At 50.0% G+C, this 24,064-nt stretch carries 29 protein-coding genes; 11 read left to right on the forward strand and 18 right to left on the reverse strand.

From position 1 onward, the window contains the following. Positions 1-52 precede the first annotated feature (52 nt). Positions 53-2,065: an iron-regulated protein frpA gene (locus tag ACZ5ZV_RS14505; protein WP_464117902.1), complete on the forward strand. Its 2,013-nt coding sequence runs from the start codon at positions 53-55 to the stop codon at positions 2,063-2,065. A 64-nt stretch (positions 2,066-2,129) separates the two neighbouring features. Here ACZ5ZV_RS14505 and ACZ5ZV_RS14510 read toward each other — a convergent pair whose 3' ends face one another. The 4 genes from ACZ5ZV_RS14510 to ACZ5ZV_RS14525 are packed head-to-tail and all read right to left on the reverse strand — an operon-like array spanning position 2,130 to position 5,023. Beyond that, positions 2,130-3,395, reverse strand: a complete 1,266-nt coding sequence (locus ACZ5ZV_RS14510) for an ABC transporter permease (RefSeq protein ID WP_464121424.1) — start codon at positions 3,393-3,395, stop codon at positions 2,130-2,132. Then, positions 3,395-4,087 (reverse strand): ABC transporter ATP-binding protein, encoded by a 693-nt coding sequence (locus tag ACZ5ZV_RS14515; RefSeq protein ID WP_464117904.1) that lies wholly within the window; start codon positions 4,085-4,087, stop codon positions 3,395-3,397. Before ACZ5ZV_RS14515 ends, ACZ5ZV_RS14510 begins: the two co-directional genes overlap by 1 nt. After that, a complete protein-coding gene (locus ACZ5ZV_RS14520) occupies positions 4,074-4,553 on the reverse strand; it encodes a ZrgA family zinc uptake protein (protein ID WP_464117906.1) in 480 nt (159 codons plus the stop codon). The genes ACZ5ZV_RS14515 and ACZ5ZV_RS14520 overlap by 14 nt, the downstream gene beginning before the upstream one ends. Before the next feature lie 20 nt (positions 4,554-4,573). Beyond that, positions 4,574-5,023 carry a DUF3299 domain-containing protein gene (locus tag ACZ5ZV_RS14525; protein ID WP_464117908.1) on the reverse strand — a complete coding sequence of 150 codons (450 nt, stop codon included), beginning with the start codon at positions 5,021-5,023 and terminating at the stop codon, positions 4,574-4,576. A 101-nt stretch (positions 5,024-5,124) separates the two neighbouring features. Here ACZ5ZV_RS14525 and hisS point away from each other — a divergent pair, with 101 nt between their 5' ends. Beyond that, positions 5,125-6,375 (forward strand): histidine--tRNA ligase, encoded by a 1,251-nt coding sequence (gene hisS, locus ACZ5ZV_RS14530; RefSeq protein ID WP_464117910.1) that lies wholly within the window; start codon positions 5,125-5,127, stop codon positions 6,373-6,375. A gap of 52 nt (positions 6,376-6,427) precedes the next feature. Here the strand turns inward: hisS and ACZ5ZV_RS14535 are convergent, their stop codons facing one another. From ACZ5ZV_RS14535 to lgt, 3 genes are all read right to left on the reverse strand, one after another. Then, entirely contained in the window at positions 6,428-7,045 is a 618-nt protein-coding gene (locus ACZ5ZV_RS14535) for a hypothetical protein (protein ID WP_464117911.1), read from the reverse strand. 62 nt (positions 7,046-7,107) lie between these two features. Next, positions 7,108-7,590 (reverse strand): GyrI-like domain-containing protein, encoded by a 483-nt coding sequence (locus tag ACZ5ZV_RS14540; protein ID WP_464117913.1) that lies wholly within the window; start codon positions 7,588-7,590, stop codon positions 7,108-7,110. Positions 7,591-7,648: 58 nt separating this feature from the next. Next, positions 7,649-8,707: a prolipoprotein diacylglyceryl transferase gene (gene lgt, locus ACZ5ZV_RS14545; RefSeq protein ID WP_464117915.1), complete on the reverse strand. Its 1,059-nt coding sequence runs from the start codon at positions 8,705-8,707 to the stop codon at positions 7,649-7,651. A gap of 146 nt (positions 8,708-8,853) precedes the next feature. Between lgt and ACZ5ZV_RS14550 the strand changes: the two genes are divergently transcribed. Further along, positions 8,854-9,591 carry a hypothetical protein gene (locus ACZ5ZV_RS14550; protein WP_464117917.1) on the forward strand — a complete coding sequence of 246 codons (738 nt, stop codon included), beginning with the start codon at positions 8,854-8,856 and terminating at the stop codon, positions 9,589-9,591. 147 nt (positions 9,592-9,738) lie between these two features. Here the strand turns inward: ACZ5ZV_RS14550 and ACZ5ZV_RS14555 are convergent, their stop codons facing one another. The 4 genes from ACZ5ZV_RS14555 to ACZ5ZV_RS14570 form a co-directional block, all read right to left on the reverse strand. Beyond that, entirely contained in the window at positions 9,739-10,479 is a 741-nt protein-coding gene (locus ACZ5ZV_RS14555; protein WP_464117918.1) for a hypothetical protein, read from the reverse strand. A gap of 99 nt (positions 10,480-10,578) precedes the next feature. Further along, entirely contained in the window at positions 10,579-11,127 is a 549-nt protein-coding gene (locus tag ACZ5ZV_RS14560) for a hypothetical protein (protein WP_464117919.1), read from the reverse strand. A gap of 62 nt (positions 11,128-11,189) precedes the next feature. Beyond that, the gene (locus ACZ5ZV_RS14565; protein WP_464117920.1) at positions 11,190-12,380 is read right to left on the reverse strand and encodes an RsmB/NOP family class I SAM-dependent RNA methyltransferase; all 1,191 of its coding nucleotides are present in this window, start codon (positions 12,378-12,380) and stop codon (positions 11,190-11,192) included. Beyond that, positions 12,377-13,006 carry an acyloxyacyl hydrolase gene (locus ACZ5ZV_RS14570; RefSeq protein WP_464117921.1) on the reverse strand — a complete coding sequence of 210 codons (630 nt, stop codon included), beginning with the start codon at positions 13,004-13,006 and terminating at the stop codon, positions 12,377-12,379. The genes ACZ5ZV_RS14565 and ACZ5ZV_RS14570 overlap by 4 nt, the downstream gene beginning before the upstream one ends. A gap of 148 nt (positions 13,007-13,154) precedes the next feature. On the opposite strand from ACZ5ZV_RS14570, the gene nrdR reads away from it, so the two are divergent. From nrdR to ACZ5ZV_RS14600, 6 genes are all read left to right on the forward strand, one after another. Then, the gene (nrdR, locus tag ACZ5ZV_RS14575) at positions 13,155-13,739 is read left to right on the forward strand and encodes a transcriptional regulator NrdR (protein ID WP_011163623.1); all 585 of its coding nucleotides are present in this window, start codon (positions 13,155-13,157) and stop codon (positions 13,737-13,739) included. Next, the gene (gene nusB / locus ACZ5ZV_RS14580) at positions 13,678-14,085 is read left to right on the forward strand and encodes a transcription antitermination factor NusB (protein ID WP_464117922.1); all 408 of its coding nucleotides are present in this window, start codon (positions 13,678-13,680) and stop codon (positions 14,083-14,085) included. Before nrdR ends, nusB begins: the two co-directional genes overlap by 62 nt. After that, positions 14,085-14,537: a hypothetical protein gene (locus tag ACZ5ZV_RS14585; RefSeq protein ID WP_464117923.1), complete on the forward strand. Its 453-nt coding sequence runs from the start codon at positions 14,085-14,087 to the stop codon at positions 14,535-14,537. Before nusB ends, ACZ5ZV_RS14585 begins: the two co-directional genes overlap by 1 nt. 46 nt (positions 14,538-14,583) lie before the next feature. Continuing rightward, positions 14,584-15,138: a GTP cyclohydrolase gene (locus ACZ5ZV_RS14590; RefSeq protein ID WP_464117925.1), complete on the forward strand. Its 555-nt coding sequence runs from the start codon at positions 14,584-14,586 to the stop codon at positions 15,136-15,138. Continuing rightward, complete coding sequence (locus ACZ5ZV_RS14595; protein WP_347357236.1) at positions 15,138-15,980, forward strand: pyruvate, water dikinase regulatory protein; 843 nt, start codon at positions 15,138-15,140, stop codon at positions 15,978-15,980. The genes ACZ5ZV_RS14590 and ACZ5ZV_RS14595 overlap by 1 nt, the downstream gene beginning before the upstream one ends. A gap of 71 nt (positions 15,981-16,051) precedes the next feature. Then, the gene (locus ACZ5ZV_RS14600) at positions 16,052-16,864 is read left to right on the forward strand and encodes a hypothetical protein (RefSeq protein WP_464117926.1); all 813 of its coding nucleotides are present in this window, start codon (positions 16,052-16,054) and stop codon (positions 16,862-16,864) included. A gap of 12 nt (positions 16,865-16,876) precedes the next feature. Here ACZ5ZV_RS14600 and ACZ5ZV_RS14605 read toward each other — a convergent pair whose 3' ends face one another. From ACZ5ZV_RS14605 to ACZ5ZV_RS14615, 3 genes are read right to left on the reverse strand one after another with little or no spacing between them, the layout of a single operon-like run. Beyond that, positions 16,877-17,269 carry a hypothetical protein gene (locus ACZ5ZV_RS14605; protein ID WP_464117927.1) on the reverse strand — a complete coding sequence of 131 codons (393 nt, stop codon included), beginning with the start codon at positions 17,267-17,269 and terminating at the stop codon, positions 16,877-16,879. Next, the gene (locus ACZ5ZV_RS14610) at positions 17,266-18,297 is read right to left on the reverse strand and encodes a hypothetical protein (protein WP_464117928.1); all 1,032 of its coding nucleotides are present in this window, start codon (positions 18,295-18,297) and stop codon (positions 17,266-17,268) included. Before ACZ5ZV_RS14610 ends, ACZ5ZV_RS14605 begins: the two co-directional genes overlap by 4 nt. Before the next feature lie 41 nt (positions 18,298-18,338). Continuing rightward, positions 18,339-18,770 carry a hypothetical protein gene (locus ACZ5ZV_RS14615; RefSeq protein ID WP_464117929.1) on the reverse strand — a complete coding sequence of 144 codons (432 nt, stop codon included), beginning with the start codon at positions 18,768-18,770 and terminating at the stop codon, positions 18,339-18,341. 172 nt (positions 18,771-18,942) lie between these two features. Between ACZ5ZV_RS14615 and ACZ5ZV_RS14620 the strand changes: the two genes are divergently transcribed. Next, positions 18,943-19,209: a hypothetical protein gene (locus ACZ5ZV_RS14620; protein ID WP_464117930.1), complete on the forward strand. Its 267-nt coding sequence runs from the start codon at positions 18,943-18,945 to the stop codon at positions 19,207-19,209. Between the two features lie 79 nt (positions 19,210-19,288). Beyond that, positions 19,289-19,750 (forward strand): hypothetical protein, encoded by a 462-nt coding sequence (locus ACZ5ZV_RS14625; protein ID WP_464117931.1) that lies wholly within the window; start codon positions 19,289-19,291, stop codon positions 19,748-19,750. Between the two features lie 5 nt (positions 19,751-19,755). Here the strand turns inward: ACZ5ZV_RS14625 and ACZ5ZV_RS14630 are convergent, their stop codons facing one another. The 4 genes from ACZ5ZV_RS14630 to ACZ5ZV_RS14645 form a co-directional block, all read right to left on the reverse strand. Next, positions 19,756-20,124 (reverse strand): hypothetical protein, encoded by a 369-nt coding sequence (locus ACZ5ZV_RS14630; protein WP_464117932.1) that lies wholly within the window; start codon positions 20,122-20,124, stop codon positions 19,756-19,758. Then, the gene (locus ACZ5ZV_RS14635) at positions 20,121-21,476 is read right to left on the reverse strand and encodes a gluzincin family metallopeptidase (protein WP_464117933.1); all 1,356 of its coding nucleotides are present in this window, start codon (positions 21,474-21,476) and stop codon (positions 20,121-20,123) included. The genes ACZ5ZV_RS14630 and ACZ5ZV_RS14635 overlap by 4 nt, the downstream gene beginning before the upstream one ends. Positions 21,477-21,535: 59 nt before the next feature. Next, complete coding sequence (locus ACZ5ZV_RS14640) at positions 21,536-21,928, reverse strand: hypothetical protein (protein WP_464117934.1); 393 nt, start codon at positions 21,926-21,928, stop codon at positions 21,536-21,538. Positions 21,929-22,078: 150 nt separating this feature from the next. Further along, positions 22,079-23,986 carry a methyl-accepting chemotaxis protein gene (locus tag ACZ5ZV_RS14645; RefSeq protein ID WP_464117935.1) on the reverse strand — a complete coding sequence of 636 codons (1,908 nt, stop codon included), beginning with the start codon at positions 23,984-23,986 and terminating at the stop codon, positions 22,079-22,081. Positions 23,987-24,064: the final 78 nt, after the last annotated feature.

Below are 24,064 nucleotides of genomic sequence, written 5' to 3' on the forward strand. Positions count from 1 at the left end.
CTTCATTCCATTCCAGTTGTATTTTCTGTTATTTACGATCCGGGGGGATACTGTGAATAAACTAACTCAATTTTCAAAATTGGTTCTGTGTGGAGCTCTTGTTGAGGCTGTCGTCGGTTGCAGCCAACCAGTACGTTTCGCCCCCTCAGCCCTTGAACAAAGCTCTTTATCTGACAATGCCTTTGGCACCACTCCAGTGATTCCAGAAGTGGAAATTCCTGAAGTTCCCAAAGTGGATCCTTTTAATCCGTACAAACACATGACAGACGTTGCCGATGGTGACGACTCCATGACGCCGAATCTGGCGACGGATGATTCCGTGAACGGCAAGCCTGTTTCCAATTGCGAGCGCATCCGTCCTGACGGTTCCGACCGCTATGAAGAGGAACGCCAGGCGGCTCTTCAGGCGGCCAAAGAAGATACGTCTTTGATCCCGGTGCGCTTCTCGGTTTCCGCAGGCAGTGCCGTGGATACGATTGCTCACTGGTCTCATCAAAGATCCATCCTCAGAAAAGACACTGAGGGTGTGACACCTATTTATGTGGGCGCGGCCAAGAAAGACACGGATGCCTGTAAATGGTCCACGAACTGCACACCTAAAGCGGCAATCACCAATCACTTCCACTATCTGGTGGATCACATGACCGCTCGCAGTCAGTTCATCACAGGTTCAAAATGCTTCTTCAGTACGGTTCGCGCCATTGCCAGTGTTGAAAACACCGGGGCTGTGACTGTTTTCGGTGATCAAAGTCAGGCCATTCCTGATGCGGTCGCCCTGCAAAACCACTCCCTGCGCAACTTGTACTATGGAGAATCCTATGCGGATGACGTGAATTCCGGCAGTCCCCGTCTTTTCAAAAAGCTGGGTGACGGTTCTCCGAATATCGTGAACCTTTATTTGGCGGACTTGCGTGAAAACATCAACGACACCAATCAAAAAGCCTTTAATATCCTGACTCCGGAGTTCGTTAAACTCAGTAAAGGTCTGACTCGTGGTGATGAAGTGACTTTGACCTTCAAACAGATCTTTGACCTGCGCACCGTATGGTCGCAACGAGATTTCATCACCGAAGTTCTTTCCACCCAAAGATCCGTAAAAACAGGGAGTGGCACCACAGTCACAATGGGCTCCTGCAATACCGGAGATCTGTGTTATTCCGCCTATGAGGCGGTCCCACAACTGATTCAATGGATGGTTCATTCCGGAGTGGACGGTACCGCCATGTCAACGAAGTACACCCCACTGGTTCTGGATCTGGGTGAGAAAAACGTACAAACCTCCAGTGTGGAGGGTGGCACCTTCTTCAATCTGGCAAACCTGAAAGTGGACGGCAGCGACAACGACTTGGATGGAGGTCAAAAAGTCAGCCACATGACCGCCTGGCTGGGTGGCAAATTAGTTACCAAAGAGTCTGAAAACTCAGTGAATAAAACCTTGTTCAAAAGAGAAATCGAAGATGGTTTCCTGGTTGTTCCCAATGCCGATGGCAGCATCACCAGTGCAAAAAATCTTTTTGGCTCGGAAATGAAAGTGAAGGTCGGAGATGAGGAAAAAACTTTTGCCAATGGCTTTGAAACCCTGATCGCCTTGGCTGGCAAGGACTGTCAATCTGAAGACCCCAAGAAACACTATCTGGGACCTTGGGATGGTGAACTGTACAGTCAAAAGATTAAAGTATGGGTGGATAAGAACCGCAACGGCATCGCCGATGATTCCGAAGTGATTGCTCTGGCTGACGCGCGTGTTGCTGCGATCAATGCCTGCCACGTGGTCTATGCAAACGAAAAGGACAAATACGGTAACAGCACCGAGTTGCGCGCTCCGTTCCTGATGCTCGAACCGGGTGAGGTTCTGGCTTCCGCGGAACAAACAGAAGGTGTTTCTGAAGATGAAATTCTAACTCGTCTGGTGACAGGAAAAAACAAAGACGGCCAAACGGCGCAGTTCCGCCTCATGGTGGACATCTTCTTCAAAGCTAAAACAGATGTGATTCTTGAAAACGTGGACCCTTTCCGAGTCCAATCGACAAAGGGAGGTGTCCAGCTAGCACAGATTGGTCAATAGTTTAGATGATTCCAAAACCTAAGAGACATAAAGCCACCGCGGTCAAACAAGGTGGCTTTTTTCTTTAGGTACGAACGCTAAGGCCGTCTTTCAAAGCCAGCTTCTGAGCGCGCAGAGCCGGTATCAGGCCAATCACCGTTCCCCCCACCAAAGTAATCAACAGATAGACCAACTCAGAACGTGTAAACCACGGCCCCACCAGATAAAGACCAAATTCAGTCTCGATCCAAGGCTTCAAAGCCGCCACCAGACCAACTGACAAAACCACCCCAGAGAAAACACCCACGGCGGTCAAAAGAGCGGACTCAAAAACCAACAACCCGACAATCTGTGTGGACTTCGCACCAACAGCGCGCAAGATGGCCATCTCACGACGGCGTTCATTCAGGGTCGTCGTCAACGCAATCAACATCGCCATAAATCCGACAACGACCACCATCCAGGAAATCATGCGAAGTACGCCTTCGACATAGGACAGACCATTCCAAAGCTCACTCAAAGTCGCCCCGGGGATGATCGCCAGCAAGGGCTCTTCCTTGTAGGTGTTGATTTCCCGCTGCAACTTCAAAGTTTCAATGCGGGACTTCGCCCCGACAAAAAAGGCCGTGATTGTGTGCACAGGCAGGGTCTCTTTACTTAGCTGGTTGTGAGGCACGATTTTATCCGGCGAAGGGGCTGAGCCATCCTGCCAGTCAATGTGCAAAGCCTCCATCCCCTGCAGGGACATATAAACCGCGCGGTCCAGTGGCGTTCCCGTAGCTTCTAAAATTCCGGAAATCTTAAACGGACGATCATCGTGCTGAAGAATGCCTTCACCCTTGGTCACCCCGTGAGTCACCACCACACGATCACCCAGCTTGTAACCCAGTTTGCGAGCCACCTCGGCACCGACAACCACATCCCAAAGGTCGTTGAACTCCTGCCCTTCGGCCAAAGTGACTTTGCGATCCCCACGATAGTGATAGTACTTAAAGAAATCCTGGGTGGTTCCGACAACACGGAATCCACGATGCCCGTCTCCCAAAGAATACGGAATCGTCCATTCTATCGCCGGGTTGGCGCGGACTTTTTCGTAAGTCTCGTAGGAGATATTATGGGTCGCATTTCCCATATTAAACACAGTGTACAGAATCAACTGCAATGGACCACTGCGAGCCCCGACAATCAGATCTGTTTTACTGATTGTCTGTGTGAAACCTTCCTCCGCAGCCCGCTTGGCACGTTCGACGGTCAACAGCAAGGCCACACTTAAAGCAATGGAAATCACCGTAAGCGTTGTCGCAAACGCCCGATTCTGCAAAGACTTGATTGCCAACTTCAAAAAGACCATCACACAACCTTGTTAATGGATTCTAAAGAAAGAGAACGACTGAATAGTTTTTCAATGCTGCGGTCATGGGATACAAAAATCACCGTGGTGCCATACAGCTCGGAAAGTTCGAACATCAGTTTCAGGAACTTTTCGCGATGATCCGCATCCAGAGCCGAAGTCGGTTCATCCGCCAGAATCAGATCCGGTTTTCCTAACAAGGCTCGGGCCACAGCCACACGCTGCTGCTGCCCGACACTCAGCTCAGTGACCTTCTTTTCCAGAAGGTCCGCAATCCCCAGATTGCCGCATAACGCACGGATCACCATCTCGGTATCCACAGTGCCCAGACGAGCCTTGCGGGACGCACTTAAATGTAATGGAAGTTCGATGTTTTCCTGCACGGAAAGATAAGGGATCAAATTGAAGCTTTGAAAGACATAACCCATATGCTCGGCACGGAAGGAATCACGCTGGGCATCGGACATTTTTGCCAGATCCTGCCCCAGAATCTCGACCGAACCCGAGGTCGGGCGCAGAACCCCGGCCAGAATTTCCAGCAAGGTGGTTTTCCCTGTTCCGCTGGGACCGTACAAAAACAGCTCTTCGCCTTTGTTCACCCGGAACTCAGGAACGTGCAACGTGGGAGTTATCTGCCCACTGTATGTGTAGGTCAGATCTCTCAGGGTGATCAATTCACTACTTGAGCTCAAGACTTTCTCCGTTCTTTTTCACTTCCAGAGATTTTTGCACCTGGTCCACAAGAACTTCGACCTGCACCTTCTTCAGGCGAGGATAAAACTTCTGAAAGTTGAAGGTCACCGTGCTACCCGCCACCGGCGCCTCACAATTCACAGCAAACTCTGCTTCGACGTCGGAATGGCTTTTTTGTTCGATGACTTCAAAGATCTCTTTTTTCACTTCGCATTTCAGCGAAGGATCAAAGACCATCATCTCGGCCATGTTGTCGAGCTTGGCCAGACCTTCCTCTTTTTTCTGTTTGTCTTTTTTGCTTTTTGCGGAATGCTCGAAGCCGTAAATCGCTTCGGATGGAGCATGGAACTCCACTTTGCCTTTTTTACCGTCAAAGGCGATACTGACTTTTCCCGCGCCATGAACATGAGCTCCATGTTCCGTGTGCGCCAATGCCATCAATGACAAGAGAAGAACTTTTAACACAAAGACCTCCTTGAGGGTTTTTATTTATACGGTTCGATGGCCTCTCCGATCAGCTCGAAGGACGCATCCCCATACATAGATTTCTTAGTGACTAGATTCAAAGTTCCGTGAACCCAAATCGGGCCAATGGCCGCATCGGTTCCCTTTTTCATTTTCACATAGACCATTTGATTCGGAGGAGGTGGCGGCACGTGAATACAGGCTTGAGGACTTGGCACCAGCAGAAACTCCACCACTTCTTTTTGATTGTCCTCCAAAGGAACCATGAAACCCGGAATTTTCACCGTTTTCCCATCCAGTGCCTTCAACTCTGAAGAAGAATTCCCGGTGATATAATCCATTTCACCGAGCAACCGCCAATCCACTTCGACACCGTTTAAAACAGCTCCACCAGAGCCTGCCAGCTGATAAACAACTGCGGCTGTCACGGCCACCAAAATGAAAATTCCTGCTAAAACCCACTTCTTCATATTTCCATTAAAGACTCTGCCCCCATTAAATGCAATAGCTTTGCGCAGCGCCCGAGCCTCTGCTATAACGAGTACTTGTTAGTCAAAAAAGGGCCAATTTTATGAGCAGCAAAATTCAAAGTGTCCGCGGCACTCGAGATCTTCTTCCTGAAGACAACCTTCTTTTCCGATTTGTCGAAGAATCCGCCTATAAAAAGGCACTTCTGTACGGCTACGGCGAGATCGAAACCCCAATTTTCGAGTTTTCTGACGTTTTTCACCGCACTTTGGGCGAAACCTCTGATGTTGTTAATAAAGAGACGTATGATTTTACAGATCGTGGTGGAGAGAAATTGACCCTGCGTCCCGAGGGCACTGCTGGTGTGGCTCGCTCTTTTATCTCTGAAGGCATGATGCAGAATCTTCCTTTGAAGTTCTATTATTCCGGCCCGATGTTTCGTTATGAGCGACCACAAAAAGGACGTTATCGCCAATTTTACCAATTGGGCGCGGAGTGTTTAGGTTACGAATCCCCATTGGCCGACGTGGAGTGCATTGCCCTGGCGTGGGATCTGCTGAAACAAATCGGCATTTCTGAGGACTGCACACTGGAAATCAATACGCTGGGTGACGCCGAAAGCCGCGCGGCTTACCGCGACACCCTTGTTCAATACTTTACAACTCACAAGGATCAACTTTCCGAGGATAGCAAAATGCGTCTGGAGAAAAATCCTCTGCGCATTTTGGACTCCAAAGACGAGGGCGATAAAAAACTAAACGCCAATGCCCCGAAACTTGAACAATCCTTGAATCAGACTTCTCAGGACTTCTTCAAAAAGGTTCTGGCAGGGATTGAAAAGCTCGGCATCCCTTACAAGGTGAACAATCACCTTGTGCGCGGCCTGGACTATTACTGCCACACCGTTTTTGAGTTCACCACGTCCAAACTGGGCGCACAGGGGACTGTTTTGGCAGGGGGTCGTTACGATGGTTTGATTGAAACCATGGGTGGGCCGAAAACTCCGGGTGTGGGATGGGCTGCGGGCATCGACCGTTTGGCCGATCTAGTTCCTAAAGAGCTGGCGGTGAAGCCCGAAGTTCTGGTGGCTGTGATTGGCGCGGATGACCAGGGTGAGGATGAAAGCGTGAAAGTCGCCCATGAAATTCGCAGCCGCGGCCTGAAAGCTGAAAACTTCCTGTCCGGCAAAATGGGTAAGAAAATGCAAAAGGCCAACAAAGCCGGTGCCCACTATGCTTTGATTTTGGGAGGCAACGAAGTCACAAATAAAACTGTGACGGTGAAGAACTTCTCCACCGGGGAACAAAAAGAAATTTCCCGCGAGGAACTGAAGACCTTTCCGTTTTCCATTTAAATCCTACGAAAGAAAAAACCCGCTTTGAAAAGCGGGTTTTTTTGATTCTTTCTTACTTGATATTTCGCAGTTTGAATTCCATTTTCGGGAAGACGATTCCCCCACCAAACCCCAGCTTCACGGCGACGTGAAATAAGTCATTCACCCTATTCTGAGCTGGCAACCAAGAACCCTCAAGCCCCAGAAAAGCTTCCGCGACGACGCCGACCCCCCGGCCATAAACCGCACCGTTGAGTTCGCTGATATTCACCCCGCTGGGAATGAAGCTGAACATCCACTTGTACGCAATCTCAAACTTGAGTCCGCCGTTTTTGAAGTCACACAAATACATCTCAGGGATCCGCACCACTTCGTCAGTTCCTGGCACCAGAAACGCAGCATCAAAGGTCCACACGTCGTGATCCATCAAAAGAGCCCCGTTCATGCCATGCGCATAAAGATAACCTTTGATGGGAATCTTCTGATCCGAATCAACCTTGAATTGCTGTTGCAAGGTCAAAACCAACTGATCAATCTGTTCCTGATTCAGACGAGTGTTCTTTTTCAAAGAGGCCACTAGAGTTTCCCGGGACATCCCCTCGTCCTTGTCAAAATCCAAAGCCCAAGCCTTTGACGGACTTAACGAAAGCCATCCCAACAACAACACGGACATGACAAGTCTGACGATCATGGTGATTTCTCCTTCTCAAAAAGGCTACCGCGAAAGGTCGGTCGTGAAAAGACTCTGTTGAGCTATTTTACAGAAATAAAGATCTCTATCTGCGTGTTGCCCGGATCAGCACTTCTGTGATCGTACACTTCAAAGTCCGCACGATAAGCACGCTCGCCACCCAACTGCGTGGCTGACAAGCTCCAAATATGCTGCCATGCCTCGATCACCACGTTCGGCATCGGACCTTTCGGGGTGGTGAATACGGAATACCTGGAAGCTGGCAGAACCTTTGACACCAATCCTGCAGGAACGTCCGCGAATGAGCCGACCTGCTTCCCAAGCACAAACGAGTATTCGCCATTCACATCACTTTCATAATCCGTATAAATCGCAAAGACGTCATCCGAAACGGCGTTAACGATCTGTCCCGCTACATTTTCCTGAAAAAACCTCTGCCAATGAGCACCAATCCTACCCGCCCCGTTCATTTCCGCCTGGTTGCTGGTACGCACTTCAATGCCCACAATCATAATATCGTTCTTTTCCATCATGACAGATTTCACTGCATTACCTCGTTTATTTCAGAAACAAAAAAGCCACCGGGAGGTGGCTTTGATGCTTTTACTTGCGATTCAACTTGATCGAGTGTCCCTTACTCCAGCCGGAGATCTTCAAAGAACTTGCTCGCGTCCAGACAAACATCATGATCAAACCAACGACAAACATCACCAAGCTCAACCACTGACCGCGGGTCAGCCCCAAAGCCTGGAATCCGATGTGTGCATCTGGCATACGGAAGTGTTCATCCACTACACGCACCACCGCGTAAATCAGGATAAAGCAAGCCGCAATGAAGCCGGGCTTGCGAGGCTTTCTCCACAAGAAGAACAAGAACAGGAAGATCACCAGCCCCTCGCCCACTGCGGCGAACAGTTGCGATGGATAACGGGGGGTCAGCAACGGTGCAATCGCCTCTTTGGCCGCCGTGTTGCCATCCTGAATGGACTCGATCACCTTATTCAAAATGGAATAAAGCTGATCACGCGCGCCCATGTCGAAGCGGAATTTATCGATGAGTTCCAACCACTGCTCGCGGCCCACGCCGATTTTCTCAACAACCGGAACCAGCTCGGACAACTTGCCGGCTTCCTGAGAGGGCCAGCTTGTGATGTCCTGCGGAAACTTCACTGCCAAAGGATAAGTCGGATCGCAAGGACGACCCACCAGCTCACCGTTGATGAAATTCGCGATACGACCGAAGAACACACCGACCGGACCGCTGACAGCCACTAGGTCAAAGAGATAAAGAGTGTTCACGGAGTACTTGCGTGCATACAACCAACAAGCGATCACGATACCGATTATACCACCGTGGCTGGCCATCCCACCTTCGTTCACCGCCAGGACACCCCAGTACGGGAAGGTTGCTTTGAATTTCAAAAACAGATCCGGGCCATAGAACAAGACATAACCCAAACGACCGCCCACCAGGGTTCCGATGGCGGCGTAGGTGATAAAATCGCCCACCATTTGCGCTGTCATGCCTGCACGCTGTCTGCGCACCAACCAGGTGATCAGCAGATAGGCGCAGATAAAACCCATCATGTACGACAGACCATACCAGCGAACGCCAAAGTCTCCGGAAATTCTTAATGCAAAGGGATCGAAATCATGAACCACAGGATATCCTTCTTTTTGTAAAACTAATTCTTAGTCCACGTCGCAAAGTGATGCACTCACGACATCGTGATCTACCTGATTTGAGACGCTCTATGGACCTGGGACCATAAAAGCGAGAAAATAGGGGTATGTCTAGGTTTTCATCTGTGCTTCTACTCTGCATTATTTTGACCGTGTCTCTGGCCGAGGCACAAAGTGCCAGCCGCTGGGGCAGCGGGATTGATTTCACCAAGCGAGCCGCCGCCCGGGAAAAGGGCCGCTGGTCTCTGTCTGAGTGGATGGAGACCAAAAACCGCAACCGCATGATGGACATGTGGCTGTCGGTCAACTCACCCTCCCCCTATGAGTTCGCTCTGGGAGGCACCTACAACTCTTTCAAAACGGAAGTAGAAGGTTCAGGCACGAGCGAATCTCACGTCTCGTACAGCGGTGAGGTTTCCGCCTATGCCCAGTTTGTCGGCCTGACCGGCGAATATGAAAACAACACGGAAGAAAACTTCAGCGACCTCGGTGGAATGCTCAACATCCGCCTGCTGGGGAACTCGATCCAAAACACCGCTTTTACTATCCATTACGGTCTGCGCACACGCGAAGGCACCGGAGACCGCCTGTCCCAGCAGTTTGGGCAGGTTTCACTGCAGGTGTATTTAACCAAGTATTTCGGAATCGACGGAAAATATCGTTATTTCCTTCCCACCTCCACGGATGATTTGGGAGATGTCGAAGGAAATCGGGCCGAAGCCGGGCTTTTTATAGACTTTAAAGCCGTCCGGATCTTCGGAAGCTGGTTTAAGGAGAGCCAGAAAACAAAAATCCCTGCCGCGACGGATGACACAGTCACCGATCGCACAGGGATCAGGTCAGGAATCAAGATCTTCTTCTAAGAAGACGAAACCCTCCCCAAGCAGAAAACCGTCAAAAAGGTTCGTATGCAAGGCGGAGGGTTTTTTGCGTATCGGAGGCGTACTCAAAGTACGCCGGAGTGAAGCAAAAGGCCCGACAACGAAGTCAGACGGGCCTTTTTCACGGTTTTAATCCAACTGGATCAATTTGTTTTCGCCGCTTACGAAGTACGACTCAGTCGCTTGCTCGTAGGCCATTGGAGAAGTGGCTTTCCACTCCATGTTCATTTGCATACCAGCTACAGGATCACGTTTTGTACCTGTGTTGAATACAGAAGGGATCACGGCTGTTGCGTCGAAGTTGAAGCCCCAAGCAACAGAAAGGTTTGCAGGCATGAATGTCGCGTTTGTGATGTATTTACCAACTCCATCAGCAGAACCACCGGCAGTGTAAGTTACACGGTAAGAGAAATCGACAACAGCCATGCCGAAGCCGTTTTCATAAACTACATTGTAAACTTTGGACTGAGGAACATTCCAGCCATGAAGGTCAGACCAGCAAGTCAAACCAGCAGGAAGAGCATTGGCAGTGTCCATTTTCAAGTTAACAACAGATTTACCGGCGTTGATAACTGCGAAGATTTTTTTACCGATGTTGATGATTTGATCCACGATCAACTCAATTGCATTCAATGGATTCACTTCGTTCGCGATATCGCTTTCGCCAGTGAATTTCACGCGCAATGGACGTTGAGAGTTGCAATCCTGAGACAAACCGTTTGCACCTTTGGCAAACGTATCCATTTGCGGATACTGCTCAGTCACGTCACGAACTGTGACTTTTTTGATTTCGAAGTAAGCTTTATCAGTAGCAAAAGCGGAAGACGCCATACCCAGTGTCAACGCCGCTGCGATTAGAGAACGAATCATTTGGACCCCCTTGTTTCGTTGGCAGGGGTCATATCAAGGCAAATACGAGCTTTCAAACGAAAAAGCCCAACTGCTAACTATTTAATCTTCTGCGCTGCGTTACCACTGCTTAGTGAGCGTAAGCATAGGGAAAATCCAGGATTTCGAGTTCGAATCGTTCGATTCCACTCCAGAAACAGTCTTCTTCGAATAAGTGGCTAAATAGTAATTCAGTGATGCCCCCAAATGGAAGCCTTCGCGCACTTCTGGCATGACACCGAACTGAAACCACATGCTGGTCCCCGTCCACTCTTCTGTGGTGGTGCCATCGGAAAATTTGCCCTTGCTCAGAATATTGTAGGCCATGCTCAGGCTGTAAAGCTGATTGCGCCCGAACTGCCACTTCAGATAAGGTCCCGTGTCGGTAGAACTGTAGGTCGTGGTCGCCGTGTCCTTGTCCGTATGAGAAATGCCCGAGTAGTTCCACCCACCCCAGATATTCTTTTTCAGACTGAAAAGCCCCCCGAGATTATAAAAATACTTCGTTGAGGTTAGAGTTTCAGAGGTGGAAAGGGTGTCCCCCATATAGGTCCCCCCCACTTCCAGCAAAAAGCCGGCACGGGCGGTGCTTGATACGATCAAAAAAAGCAGCGGCAACAATAGTCTCACAGCTTTTCTATCGGAAGAATTGATTAGGACCCCAAGGCCAGTCAGGGTCCAGAAAGGTCCGGTTATTTGTTACGCTGAAGAAGGGCGGCATAGAAGCCGTCATAGCCCTCTTTATCCGGGCGCACATGAATCTGCTTGAGCAAAGTCCAGTCAGACCCGTGCTCGCTCATGAACTTTTCAATCTGCTTTTCGTTTTCACTCGGGAACAGACTGCAGGTCGCATAAACCATCTGCCCGCCTTTTTTGGTCATCTTGCAATAACCTGTCAGGATCTCGTACTGCAAACCGTGCAGACGGTCGATCTCTTCATTGCTCAGCTTCCACTTGCTGTCAGGGTTGCGGCGCAAAACACCCATCCCTGAACAAGGCACATCCAAAAGCAGGCGATCGGCAGTATCGTACAGTCGTTTGATCACCTTATTGGAATCAATCAAACGCGTTTCGATGATGTCCACCCCGTCACGGCGCGCGCGGACTTTGAGTTCTTGCAGCTTCCACTCATGAATATCCAGAGAGATGATCTTGCCCTTGTTCTTCATCATCGAAGCCAGATGCAGGCTTTTTCCACCCGCACCCGCACAGGCATCAATCACACGGTGGCCGGGTTCAACTCCCAACAAAGGCGCCACCATCTGCGAAGCCGCATCCTGAACCTCAAACAAACCCTTCTTAAATGGCTCGGTGATGAATACGTTTTTACGTTCCACCAATCGCAAAGCATTCGGCAGATCCGGAGAAACTTTCGTGGCGTTGATACCAGCGGTCTCTAGCGTTTTGATCAGTTCATCCGGAGTCGTTTTCAAGGTGTTGGTGCGCAAATAGACTTCAGCGGGCTTATTCAGGGCGCGCATGGCGTCTTTCCACTCGTCGCCCAATTCCTGCTGTCCACGTGCGTGCATCCAGTCCGGGATCGACTGAGCCACGGCAAAAGAAGACACATTCTTTTCACGCGCAATCACTTCGGCCGGGTTCAAACCCTGCAGCTCTTCCCAGTCCGGAAGCTCATTTCCCTGACGAATCCAGTAAGCGCCCCAGACCTTCCAAAGATCGTTGTCATCAGCCATGTGACTGAGCAGACGTTCCCAGCGCACGATTTCGTAGACGGATTCAGCAAAGAAACGACGATCGCGGGAACCCCAGCGCGTGTTCGCCTTCAGGTGACGCTGAATAACTTTGTCTGCATAGAAGCCCTGTTCAAAGACTTCATCAAGGGCAGTAACGATTTCGGATACGAGGTGCTTATGAATTTTCAAAATGTAAATACCAGGCCAGTGGCCAAAAAGGTTCCGTTGAACTGCCCCGAGGACAGAATAAGAAGGTGGTTTTTTAAACCAGCTTCGATGAAGAATCCAGTATTTTCAAAGATATCAAAGAAACGAGCGCCTGCGATCAACTGATAGTCCAAAGACAGTGCAGATTTTCCAGAGGCCTGTTTAAAGAACACACCCAAGCCCAACCCCGCACCGAAATAAAGCGGAAAACGTGAGGACGCATCAGGGAAAGTGATCAAAGGCAGGAAGGATAATTTCGTCGGATTTTCATCGGCCAGCTCAAATTCGGAATAATCCAGGCGCAGCGCCAGATCCATGGAGTTATACCACTCACCGACCCGGTAAGTGACGCCAAACTGATTTTTCCCCGCATCGTCCTCCTGACCGTTTTTACCCCAGTCATAGGATTGCGATGCCATATAGCGGCCGAAGTGCAAAGCCAGGTAATGATCAGAAGCCGCTCGCACCGAGTTTCCATAGGACTCAGCCGGATCACGGGGCTGGAAGTATTTGGCCGCCGCCTCACGTCCAACGACAGGCTGGGAATTTTGAGCTGTGGCCACAGAAGCGACAAACAAGGGCAAAATCAACGATAGAAAAGTCTTCACACGCACCTCAATTCTGCCCTCTATTCTATCCAGCTTTTAGCCCGCCACGGAAGGTCTATAACGCACATAGACAAAGCCACTGGACCCGTTGACTCAAGACGGTCGGCTCCCTAATCTCCGGCTAGCTTTTGAGACGGGACTAAAGACTATGAAATGCCCATTTTGCGGACATGCTGATGACAGAGTTTTGGATACCCGAGTGCAGAAAGATGGCAGCATTCGCCGCCGTCGCGAATGCCTCGAGTGCAAGGCTCGTTTTTCAACAGTAGAAACCATCATGCTGGCTTTCCCGTTCATCATCAAAAAAGATGGACGCCGTGAACCGTTCAGCAAAGAAAAGATCCTGAAAGGCCTGCAAGCTTCCTGTCAAAAGCGCCCGGTCAGTCTGGCGCAGATTGATGCCGTGGTGGAAAAGATCTCTGCCTGGGTGATCAACCGCGGTGAATCCGAGATCTCTTCCCGTCTGATCGGGAAAAAAGTCATGGCTGAACTAAAACAACTGGATGACGTTGCCTATATTCGCTTTGCAAGTGTATACAGAACTTTCAAAGACGTTCAGGAATTTGTGGAGACTCTGGAAGACGCCGAGCTTCTTGATTTTGTCGACGCAAGTAATCCACAATTAAGCCTCACCGCTATGACATTTGTTGAAAGCGAGAAAAGTACGAACCATGAAACTGACAGCAAGACGCCAAGCCCGCGAACTCGCCCTCCAGGTCCTCTTTCAAACTGAGTTTGCTCCGCAGATCAGCTACCAAACCTTCCTTGAAGTGTTTGAGCAAAGTCTTGACCCCGAAGTGATTTCTTACGCCGATCAACTTGTGACCGGTGTGCAGTCGCAGAAAGCCGCCATTGATTCCAAAATTCAAGCCTCCAGTGCTCACTGGAAGGTCGAACGCATGGCCACAATTGATCGCAACATTCTTCGCATCGCGGTTTATGAAATGCGATTCGCCGCAGATCCGATCAAAGAAAACATCGTCATCAATGAAGCCGTGGAAATTGCCAAGAAATATGGCACATCGGATTCCGGCAGCTTCGTCAACGGTCTTCTGGATCAAGTCGGTAAGGCTCGCTAATGGCACTCAGCGTACTTTCCCAGGCTAGCGCACTGAACCCAGGTTCCGACCTGTGGATTGTGCCTGATCTGGAAAAGTCACCGTGGACCGCCAAGCTGGACTGGTATCTGAATTTTCAAGTTTGCAAATCTTCGCGCCATCACAGCCCGGCCATTCCCGCGTTTGTGGAAACTGTTGTGCAGGAGGCGGAACTGGAATCTCCGTTTCAACCTGCCACATCTTCGGCCCCTTTGATGATCGCCTCTGAAAAACTGCTGCCCAATAAGTGGGTCGTGGTTCTTCCGTGGAACGGGGATCTTGCCGCCTGGACGGCGGAAGTGTTCGACATCTGGAAAAACCTGAAAGAGCCGACCTTGCGCATTTTCCTGCCACCTGGACAAAGTACCGGGAACCTTCAGATTGCCTGGCAGGCCCACCACCCTGCACAGGATTTCACTGTCGTACTTGATTAAGTGCGTGTTTCTCCCCAGAATAAAATGATCAGCGTGGGAGAACGTCATGGAAAAACTGTCGCAAACAATCGTGTCAAAAATCACAAACCTGCAGAAGCGTTTGGAATCCGTTCTGGATAATGATTTTGAGGCGAAGGTTGAAGCCAGCGAACGTACAGCCCACTTTGAGCCATCCCGAGATCTGTCCTTGGTGCGCGGTCTTTCCCTGGGGCTTCCAGAGGATCATATCGACCGTGCGATTGTGGTGTTTTCCCGACTGGCGATGTTGTTTGATGCCGGAGTTCTTCTGGAAAACAACGATGCTCAATGGAAGGCTCAAGCTTATTTCCATAAAGGGGCCACTCAGCTTTTAAAAAACAACTCCAAAGCCGTTCTGCGCCTGCCACCGATGAATATGCTTTCGGTTTTGACCACCAACTCCGAACAAATGCTGAGCAAACTGCAACTGCAGCATCTGGATCCGGAAAACAAAACGTCCTGCCTGCTAATTAAGGCCAGCCCTGACTTTGCATTTTTACTGTTTTCGGGAATGGCCGATCTTTGGCTGAAAGAGCATATCGAAAATGTTCGCACAGCTCTGATCAATGGACTTGCTGACTAATGACGGACTCTCAAACCTACACGATCTATATTCTTTCAGACAGTACCGGTGAAACCGCCGCAACGATGATCCGTGCGGCCTTGGTTCAGTACACCACCAAAGACGTCAACATCATCCGCTGTAAAAATGTGCGCACAGAAGCGCAGGCCGAAGCCGTGATCGAAGAATGCTTCGAGCGCCGCGGAATGCTGGCCTACACCGTGGCCAGCCAGGGCCTGCGTGCCAAGATCCGGGAAATGGCTTCTGGCAAAGGCATTCCCTACTTTGACCTTCTGGGGCCTTTGCTTTCCACGCTGGACACTTTCTTTGGACAACATTCCGAAGACGCCGTGGGTGCTTTGCGTGCGGTGGATGAAAGATACTTCAAACGCATTGAGGCGATTGAATACACGGTGAAACACGATGACGGAAAAACGTTTGCAGAGCTGGACAAAGCTGACATCGTGCTAGTCGGAATTTCCCGCACCAGCAAAACTCCGCTGTCGATCTTCCTTAGCCACAAGGGCTGGAAGGTTGCCAATGTGCCGCTGGTGCTGGACACGCCTCTGCCGGAAGAGCTTTTCAAAATTGATCAGCGCCGGATCGTGGGATTGATCATCGATATGGATTCCCTGCAAAGAATTCGCAAAAGCCGTCTGGAGAAGTTCGGTCAGGATCCCGGCGGATCTTACGCTTCAATGTCTCATATCGCCAAAGAAATCGAATACGCCGAGAAGATCTTTAAGGTGAATCGGCGCTGGCCGGTGTTTAACGTCACCGAACGCGCGCTAGAGGAAACAGCCAGTGAGATCGTGCGTATTATCGCCGCTCGTCTGGGACTTCCCGACAGCGTGATTTTCTAGGGAGTGGCGTACTTCTTGCTTCCAATAAGTTGACCTGCGGAGAGATTCCTCCAGCAAGGCAGGAGGATGAAGTGAAAAAGATGATCTCATTGGTGGTTCTGTCTCTTTTTGGGACACTTCAGGTTCAAGCACAGAGTGCAGAGCTCAATACTCGGGCAGCAATCGCCGCTCGCTGTACCCCCAGTGTCAACCCCCTTTACACCAAAGACTTCAAATGGGGCTATGAGCTGCCGGAAATGCTGCTCAAATTTACGGAAATGTATGAGTCTCCGAAAAGACTTTCCAAAAACGCCTATTTCGATTCATCAACACAAACAATCCGCCTGCCCTACTATAGCGACCGAGGCGGAGATGTCGTGGTGGACGAATCCTTTGTGCAAACAGTGGCTCGCCATATCGAAAAAGGTCTTCAGTTGGATGTGGTTGATGCTGTGTTCTTCCCGGACATGGGACATTCCCATCTTTTGATTCCCGAGAAGTTAATGCAGGAAAAGTACGACCGCTTCCCTGTGCAGGCGATGTCCCGGTTCTATGAAGAAGTTTTCCGCGACAGTCAGATCAAGTTCCTGTATCACACGGCAGAACAGCTCAAGATGCTTGATGAAAATAATCAGGTTCTTCCCGATCCGAGAGTTCGTCACCGCCATAGAACTCGAAACCTGGTGGGCGAAAATCACACCCAAGCCGAAATGTCCATTGTGCAAAACCCAGCCAGCGCCGCCAATACGGCCAGTGAGGTGAGTGGATATTTCTGGTGGGGGGCTGGATTTAATCTGAGTGCAAATAAAAAAGGTTGTTTTGCCTATCGCGCCCACGGCCGTGTCTATTACTTTGATATCAGTCTTTACGATCTGGAATATGATCCTTCCGACGGCGGATGGTAGTCTCTGATTCCCCTAGTATTTGAATTTGATTGTTTCAATCTTCAGGCCTTCGGATTCCTTGACGAAGGCCACATAGCCTTCCCCATTCTTCGTTTTGCCTTTCAGTTCCATGCAGTAAAACTCAGATCGCTTTTGAGTCGGCTGGATTTTGTTTTTTTCGGTGCAGTCCTGTAATCCTGTGAACTCATAACCGATATCCAAAAACTGTATCATCTTATTTTGCTCTGGCATCACCAGCGTGGAAGCCAAATATCCCCGAGCGCAGGACACAAATACATCCTGCGGCGTTCGTTTGGCGCAAGCCCGGAAATCCTTCCAGACTTTGTTGGCGTCATCCAGAGAGCCTTGTGCTGAAAGCACGAAAAAACTGACAGCGACGGCAGCACATTTTGGAAGAATCCTCATCGCACACCTTGCCCTTTCTTTTCGCCGAACAACTTAAAGAGCAGATAGTTGGCGCCTCCGCCCATCACCGCCTGAGCGGTGTCGAGCACATCCTTCGTGGTCATGGCCGAGGCCTTTTCCACTTGCGATGTCCCTGTGCCCAGACAGCGCGGATGCAACAGCAAAGAGGCGAATTCGCCGTTTTTGGATTTCATTTCCTCGCAAAGACCTTCCACCGCAGGGCACTTCTGTCCCCACTTCTTGGTGACCGTGGTTATCGCCTGATACATCTCCTGATCGGCGTAGCTGTTGCAATTGATGGTTTCATCCATCGATGGCACGAAGTAGTCCTCAATCTTAAATTCCCGGTTCTTTACAAAACGACCGTTCTGACAAAGGGCAATGGCGGGCTTGCCATCAAAAAGATCCCGCCAGAAATAAAGCCCCTGATAGTTGGCTGACAGATCCGCATAGGACTTCACACCCGGACGCTGCAATCCCCACGTGGCTTGTTCCTGCAGGACTCCCACTTCCAAAGCTTTTTTAACCTTGTCCTTGGGCAGGGCCGGATCCTGCCCGACCATGTCCCAATAAGTCGCCCCATGCGCGAAAAAGTGATCGATCTTATCCAGACCGATATAGAATGTCTGACCCTTAATGTTCACCTTATAGGATTGGGAGAAGTAAAGATCGGTGTAAGGGCGGCCGGCCCGATAAGGCACTTCGCGGGCGAAGCGAGGCCCCGCAACAGGCGCATTCACATAGACGGCCTTATACACTTGCGGTAAATTGCGATCCAGATCGTCCTGCACAAAGTCCAAAAACTTCTTTCGATCACACCCGAACTTTGCGGGGAACTCCTGCAGATTCATGTCCAGAACACCATTGATGGCTTTATTGATTTCCGCGTTAGCGACCACGGCTCTGGAATCCCGGCGCGCAGAAAAATTATCGGGCTCTCCGGCACTGACGTTCCACGATAAGAGAAGGACAAATAAAAAGGCCATGGAATCATTATCCAATGGCCTTTTGTTTTTGCCCAGACCCATCGCCGGGCCTTCTTTATATTCAGACCTAAGCCGCGCGCGCCTTAAGGAGCTTCGCCGCGTTTCCCTGCCCAGAGCCACAGCCCTTGCTGTCCCATCTGCAGGATAAAGCGATCCTCCATGGAGCTTTCGAAGGTCATTTCAAAAGACTGGGGGAAGTCTTGAGTTGCCACAAATGCCTTCACACTGCGCCCCTGGATCGCCACACTTTCAGACGGCAGGAAGCGAATGGTGCAAGTCGCTCTGACATCTTCACGGGCACATTCAATTTTCACACTTTCATCCACCGACAACCAACGGAAACGACTGTCGGCCCCGACGGCGTCCATGAATTGCTGAATACGCCCCACTGCGGCTCGTTCATTCAACAGAACACCCACTTTTTCCGCGCGATGAAAGACTGCGACTGAATCAGCTGCTGCAAAAACTTGCGCCGAACCCAAGACGCTCACTAAGAATAAAAAAATCTTCTTCATAAAATCTCCTGTTTGTCAGATTGCGTTCGCGTTTGAAAAATTACCCACTATTTCTGGAATGGTGTAATGCCCCTGCAACGCTTTGCTTGTAATCCCGCACCCAACCACAAAAGCGATGGATCGGAATCTGCAACCCCCGATACTCTTTCACAAAATCACCAAGGAGACACCCATGAAAAAAATGTTTTTACTGATTCTTACTTCGTTTGCATTTGCCGGCACGGCAGGCGCGATAGAAACCTATAGCTCAGCGCAGGATATCCCGGAGATGGCGGCTGTGGAGCCTATCTGGACGGCCGACTTCGAACGTCCCTCGTGCCCAAAGGGATACTTGGTTGCCAAGAAATACTGCTGGAGCAAATCGTCTCACTGCTTTGAGCATTGCGGCTATATCTGCAGCAAAGTGCCTAAGCCGAATGATCCAAGCGAGCGTCACTGATTTAGACATCCCTGCAAGTTTTGCCCGTGGGCAGGAAGGGGCTGGACACCGGCCCCTTCTGCTTTTAGCTTCGTTTTCTATGTCTCGTTTATTTCTCGCTTTTATTACTGTTTTGGCGTCTTTTGCAGCGACGGCCTCATCCTGCCTTCCCAGCGACCAATCCTGCGACTTCTACGCCTGTAAAGAGCGCGAACAAGCCTGCGGCAAAAGAGGTTATTGGCAAAATTTCGGATATCCCTATTGTCAAAAATTCTTGAAAGATGAGACCCGGTTTTCACCACGGTCACAGATCTGGCTTCAGGATGTTCGATATTGCCTGCAGGAACGTATTCAGGAAGTGGCCGAAGGCACAAGCTGCAAAGACCTGCACACCATGGCCATGGACAGCCACGTCAGCTGTTACGTGGACACCGGATTCTGCGATCTAAAGTACATGGAACAAGTGCGCATCTACTGGTACTTAAAGGGAGCCCTGCGAAGCGCCGACACCTGGCGCGAGGCGTATCTTTTGAAACAAGCTTGCGCCCAACGTTTTAAGTAAAGAGCTCAATCGGTCTGTTTTTCCCAGATAAACTCCAGATCCTCTTCGCCCATAAGAACTTTCAAATAAAGACGCTGGTCTTTCAGACGAAGAGTCGTCCAGCTCTCAAAGCCCATGCGCATGTCAGGATCCTGGGAACACCAGGACGCATTGTCAGGATGAACTTCGACAACCTTTTGATAGAGTTCTTCGCCCCGCCAGCTGTAACGAGCCCGTCTTTCACAGAAGCCATGTTCTCCGTCTCGCCAATAGCGCAGGATGTTTTCGCTTTCAGAGCCAAACTGATAAACGATGTGCAGTGCCGGGTTCGGCGGTGGCAGCTCGCGATCCTGATACCACAGACCCACAAAAATCCAGATCCCCAGCAAACTCATAACAACCCCCGCTTGGAAAGTATCGCCAAGGCCGCTCCGGCATCCTGAGCTGACAATTTTTCCAGACACACATCCTTCAAAGTTTTTCCAAAGTCGGCAAAATCGCTGCCTGGAACCAGTCGATTCAGAACGCTCATGGCGATTTCCAGGCCCTTGCTTGCACCCAACTGTTCAGACAACTCCCACAAGGTTCCGCTGACAATTCCAGAATCATGATACAGCCCCCCGTTGCGATCCCCCAAAGACAGGCTGTTCAAAACAGTTCTGCGAAAAGGTGCTTTCTTATAAGAGACTTCTCCCATCCGCGGACTGCCCAACTGCATGGCCGTGAAATAGTCGGCAAAGCCCTCATTCAAAGATCCGCCCTCTCCTTCAAAAGGAAGCTTGGCCAGCACATCAATCACCGCATGAGCACTTTCATGAATGACAATGGACGGATCCCGGGGAATATGTTGATAGTACTCATCATCCCCCTGCCCCAAACGGATTTTTCCCTGATAATAAAAAGCTGAATTGGTCTTTTCGGGATAACCGACAAACACTTCCGCCTGCACTTGAAAAGGCAAAGTGAAGCCCAGACGACTTTGGAACCAACTAAAGGATTCGTTTAAGTAGACAAATGCCTGCGTCTGATCAAAGCGATGATCCTCCATTGAAAACTTCAAAGGCCCCGCAATTTTACTAATTTTATTTTCAGCCTGGGAACTGACATAAACCCAATGATTGGCCAACGCTGGCTCCAAATAGAGCCCCTTCAAGGGAACCTCCTGAACACCACCCCACAAAGGCCCGCGAGGAAACACCCAGGCACTGGTATCGATAAACTGCGAACCTGCGGGGCGAAGAGAGCGAACCTCCAGATTCTTATTCAGCTTCAGAGTCCACATACGACCTTTTTCATCGGCATAATCAACCTGCCAGACGATCTCGTAAAAGCCCTCGCGCTGAGTGATCACCGGAGTCACACTTTGTGGAGGTCTTTTGCGGAAAACAGGAAAGGCCGATTGCAGCTTTTGACGAATCCTCTGCGCATCCTGGTTGACCGCGTTCGTATCCAGATGGGCCAAGGCAATTTCGGGTTTCACCACGCCAGCTCTTACCTGCTTGAGCGCGCCCTTGTCAGAATGAATTTCTTTTCGATAAGAGGATTCAACCACAAAACCGCGATAGGTCTGAGGCTGAAGTCGAACCCACTCGCCCTGGGACAGATTTTTAGGGGCGGCGGCGAAGTCATAGACCGCAAGTTCTTGGGTGATGGGGCTCTCGTCTCCGGCTTTCCAGTCATACACGTGAAAAGATGATTTCGTGCAGGAAGCGAACAAGAGAAAAAACAGAGGCAGGATCTTATTCATGACAGCATCCCTTCAAAAACAAAGAGGGCTCGTTGAAGCCCTCTTTTGGGTGCAATTTCTTACTCGATCATCACAGATTTTTCGATATAAGTGCCATCCCCATTTTCAAAGTGCAAAGTGTGTTTTCCCGGTGCAAAGCGGCCCAGACGAACTTCTTTCTGGAAGGGAATAAGTACCATCAGACACATGCCGGGGCTGACGGTCGCGATGGACTTGATATTGTGATAATAAGTATCCTTGTGCTCGATCTCAGCATTCTTCCACTTGTAACAACCATTCTGGAAGATCCCGTTCACAACAACATAAACGTCAGAGGCAGAATCAAAACCGCCCGGAACATAAACTCCACTGATACCAATTTGGACATCTTTGGCCACACCTTGTTCTTGGGATGCCAAAGCCACTGAACCTAAACTGACCAACGCTGCCATAATCAAAGAAACGATTTTCATAGTGACTCCTTGAACTCTGTCGTCCATCGACAGGGACCCTTGCTTAGGGTTGATTGCACTCTATCCCCTTCACAAAAAAATTAAGCATGACCTTGGTCATGCTTAATTCTGCGAGTCATGAAAATACAACCTCCCGGTGGAGGCGCTGACTTAGGCCGCTTTCCAGCCCTCTTCGTCCATTTCCGGATGCTCTGGTGGGGCCTTCGCCGTCAAAGTTGTCGCTGGAGCCGGCTGCTTGCCGTCCCCATAAACAACTGTGTTCAGTTCATCCACCACATTCTTCATGATCGCCGCCTGCGAGTTGATCTCTTGCGCTGTACCGGCGATTTCCTCAGAAGACGCGGCATTAGACTGAACTGACTGATCCAGCTGATTCATTGCCTTGGAGATCTGTTGAATACCCGTGGACTGCTCTTCGCTGGCCATGGAAATTTCGTTGTTGAGATCCGCCACTTTCTTAACCGAAGTCACAATGTTTTTCAGCATTTCGCCGGATTTGTCTGCCTTGTGCGTTCCACGATCAATTTTCTCAACAGATTCTTTGATCAGACCTGTGATGTCTTTGGCTGCACTGGCAGAACGCTGAGCCAATGTGCGCACGGCTTCGGCCACAACCGCAAAGCCTTTACCGTGTTCCCCGGCACGAGCCGCTTCCACGGATGCATTCAAGGCCAGAAGATTTGTCTGGAAGGCAATATCATCAATCACGTTGATGATCTCTTCGATCTGTTTGGATGAAGAGGAAATCTCATTCATGGAAGCCAACAACTCGCCCATCTCTCTTTCACCCTGAACGGCTGTTTCAGAGGACTGCGCCGACAAAGCCGCCGCCTGTTTCGCGTTGTCAGAATTCATTTTTACCATGGAAGTCATTTCTTCCAAAGCCGCCACAGTTTCTTCCAAAGAGGCCGCAGAAGAACTGGAGGATTCAGACAGGGACTGCCCCGCAATGGACAACTGGTGAATTGCAGAAGACACTAGGTCACCAGAACTTTGCAGCTTGTTGGCCAGGCCACTGACTGATTTGGAAATCATTCGGGCAATTGCCATCACCGCCACAAGCAACACGAAGATGCCGGAAAGGGCGATAATAATCTGAGTCCAAACCATCGTGTTAGCTTCAGCCAATACCGTGCTGGTTGGAGTTCTGACGATCAAAGCCCATGGCTCTTGTGTGTGACCCAAATTCATCGGAGAGACCACATACAGGTATTCCTTTTGATCCTTCGGATCCACACCCGTGATCGTCAGCTCTTCACCCTTGCTGATCGCCGCTTTGAATTTTTCAGCTTCAAACGGATATTCAGCTGGTTTGGTGATCATCTTTTCATCGGGATGTGAAACATAGTTCCCGTTTGCAGTGACCAAATAAGCTTCGGAAGTTTCAAATGGCTTTACACCGTTGGCTTTGGCTTGGATCTCTTTCAAAGGCAGATCCACACCGGAGTTTCCAACGAACTTGCCATCAATAAAGATAGGTACAACCGCCGAGGTCATCAACACCTGTACACCGTCAATCGGATAGAGATAAGGCTCGATCATGGTTTCTTTACCACGGGCTTGAGGCACCAGATAGTAGTCCCCTTCACCCGGCTTGCTGTAACCGATCAATGGAGTCAAAGAAGACTTGCCACCTTCCCAGTTCAAATATGGAACAAAACGACCTGTCGTATCGTGCCCCTGAACTGAAACATAGTCAGCGTCCTTGCCATCCCAGGCATTGGGCTCCCAACCTGTCCAGGCACCAATCAGAAACTTGTTCTTTTCCAGAATCTCACGCAAAGCCTCGGCCACTTGAGAACGGCCCGTGGTGTTGCGCTTCTTAAATGATTCCAAAACATGCGCCATGCTTCGGGCGATATCCAACCCGCGCTCAACTTCCAGACGCATTTCTGCCGCGTAGGCTCTTGCCGTGGCGACGGTTTTATCGGTCGCTCCCTTTTTGGCTGTTTCGTGGCCGTTGCGTGCCATCAAAAAGGTCATCGTTCCCAATACAAGCAATGCAATCAAAATAATAGGGACTGCCAACTTGACCTGAATAGAATACTGTTTCTTCATTTAAGACTTCTCCCGAAATAGAATCTGAATAATTCTTTCGGAAAAACTTGTTCATAAATGAATACTACTGTGCTGTCC

Source organism: Bdellovibrio sp. HAGR004 (assembly GCF_055397015.1).

Coding starts and splice junctions, on each gene's coding strand:
- ACZ5ZV_RS14525 (WP_464117908.1), bottom strand. CDS start 5,023: ATGAAGAAGTGGGTTTTAGCAGGAATTTTCATTTTGGTGGCCGTGACA.
- ACZ5ZV_RS14620 (WP_464117930.1), top strand. CDS start 18,943: ATGAAAAAAATGTTTTTACTGATTCTTACTTCGTTTGCATTTGCCGGC.
- ACZ5ZV_RS14640 (WP_464117934.1), bottom strand. CDS start 21,928: ATGAAAATCGTTTCTTTGATTATGGCAGCGTTGGTCAGTTTAGGTTCA.
- ACZ5ZV_RS14510 (WP_464121424.1), bottom strand. CDS start 3,395: ATGGTCTTTTTGAAGTTGGCAATCAAGTCTTTGCAGAATCGGGCGTTT.
- ACZ5ZV_RS14595 (WP_347357236.1), top strand. CDS start 15,138: ATGACGGACTCTCAAACCTACACGATCTATATTCTTTCAGACAGTACC.
- ACZ5ZV_RS14645 (WP_464117935.1), bottom strand. CDS start 23,986: ATGAAGAAACAGTATTCTATTCAGGTCAAGTTGGCAGTCCCTATTATT.
- ACZ5ZV_RS14625 (WP_464117931.1), top strand. CDS start 19,289: ATGTCTCGTTTATTTCTCGCTTTTATTACTGTTTTGGCGTCTTTTGCA.
- ACZ5ZV_RS14590 (WP_464117925.1), top strand. CDS start 14,584: ATGGAAAAACTGTCGCAAACAATCGTGTCAAAAATCACAAACCTGCAG.
- ACZ5ZV_RS14615 (WP_464117929.1), bottom strand. CDS start 18,770: ATGAAGAAGATTTTTTTATTCTTAGTGAGCGTCTTGGGTTCGGCGCAA.
- ACZ5ZV_RS14635 (WP_464117933.1), bottom strand. CDS start 21,476: ATGAATAAGATCCTGCCTCTGTTTTTTCTCTTGTTCGCTTCCTGCACG.
- ACZ5ZV_RS14555 (WP_464117918.1), bottom strand. CDS start 10,479: ATGATTCGTTCTCTAATCGCAGCGGCGTTGACACTGGGTATGGCGTCT.
- nrdR (WP_011163623.1), top strand. CDS start 13,155: ATGAAATGCCCATTTTGCGGACATGCTGATGACAGAGTTTTGGATACC.
- hisS (WP_464117910.1), top strand. CDS start 5,125: ATGAGCAGCAAAATTCAAAGTGTCCGCGGCACTCGAGATCTTCTTCCT.
- ACZ5ZV_RS14605 (WP_464117927.1), bottom strand. CDS start 17,269: ATGAGGATTCTTCCAAAATGTGCTGCCGTCGCTGTCAGTTTTTTCGTG.
- ACZ5ZV_RS14610 (WP_464117928.1), bottom strand. CDS start 18,297: ATGGGTCTGGGCAAAAACAAAAGGCCATTGGATAATGATTCCATGGCC.
- ACZ5ZV_RS14630 (WP_464117932.1), bottom strand. CDS start 20,124: ATGAGTTTGCTGGGGATCTGGATTTTTGTGGGTCTGTGGTATCAGGAT.
- nusB (WP_464117922.1), top strand. CDS start 13,678: ATGAAACTGACAGCAAGACGCCAAGCCCGCGAACTCGCCCTCCAGGTC.
- ACZ5ZV_RS14585 (WP_464117923.1), top strand. CDS start 14,085: ATGGCACTCAGCGTACTTTCCCAGGCTAGCGCACTGAACCCAGGTTCC.
- ACZ5ZV_RS14535 (WP_464117911.1), bottom strand. CDS start 7,045: ATGATCGTCAGACTTGTCATGTCCGTGTTGTTGTTGGGATGGCTTTCG.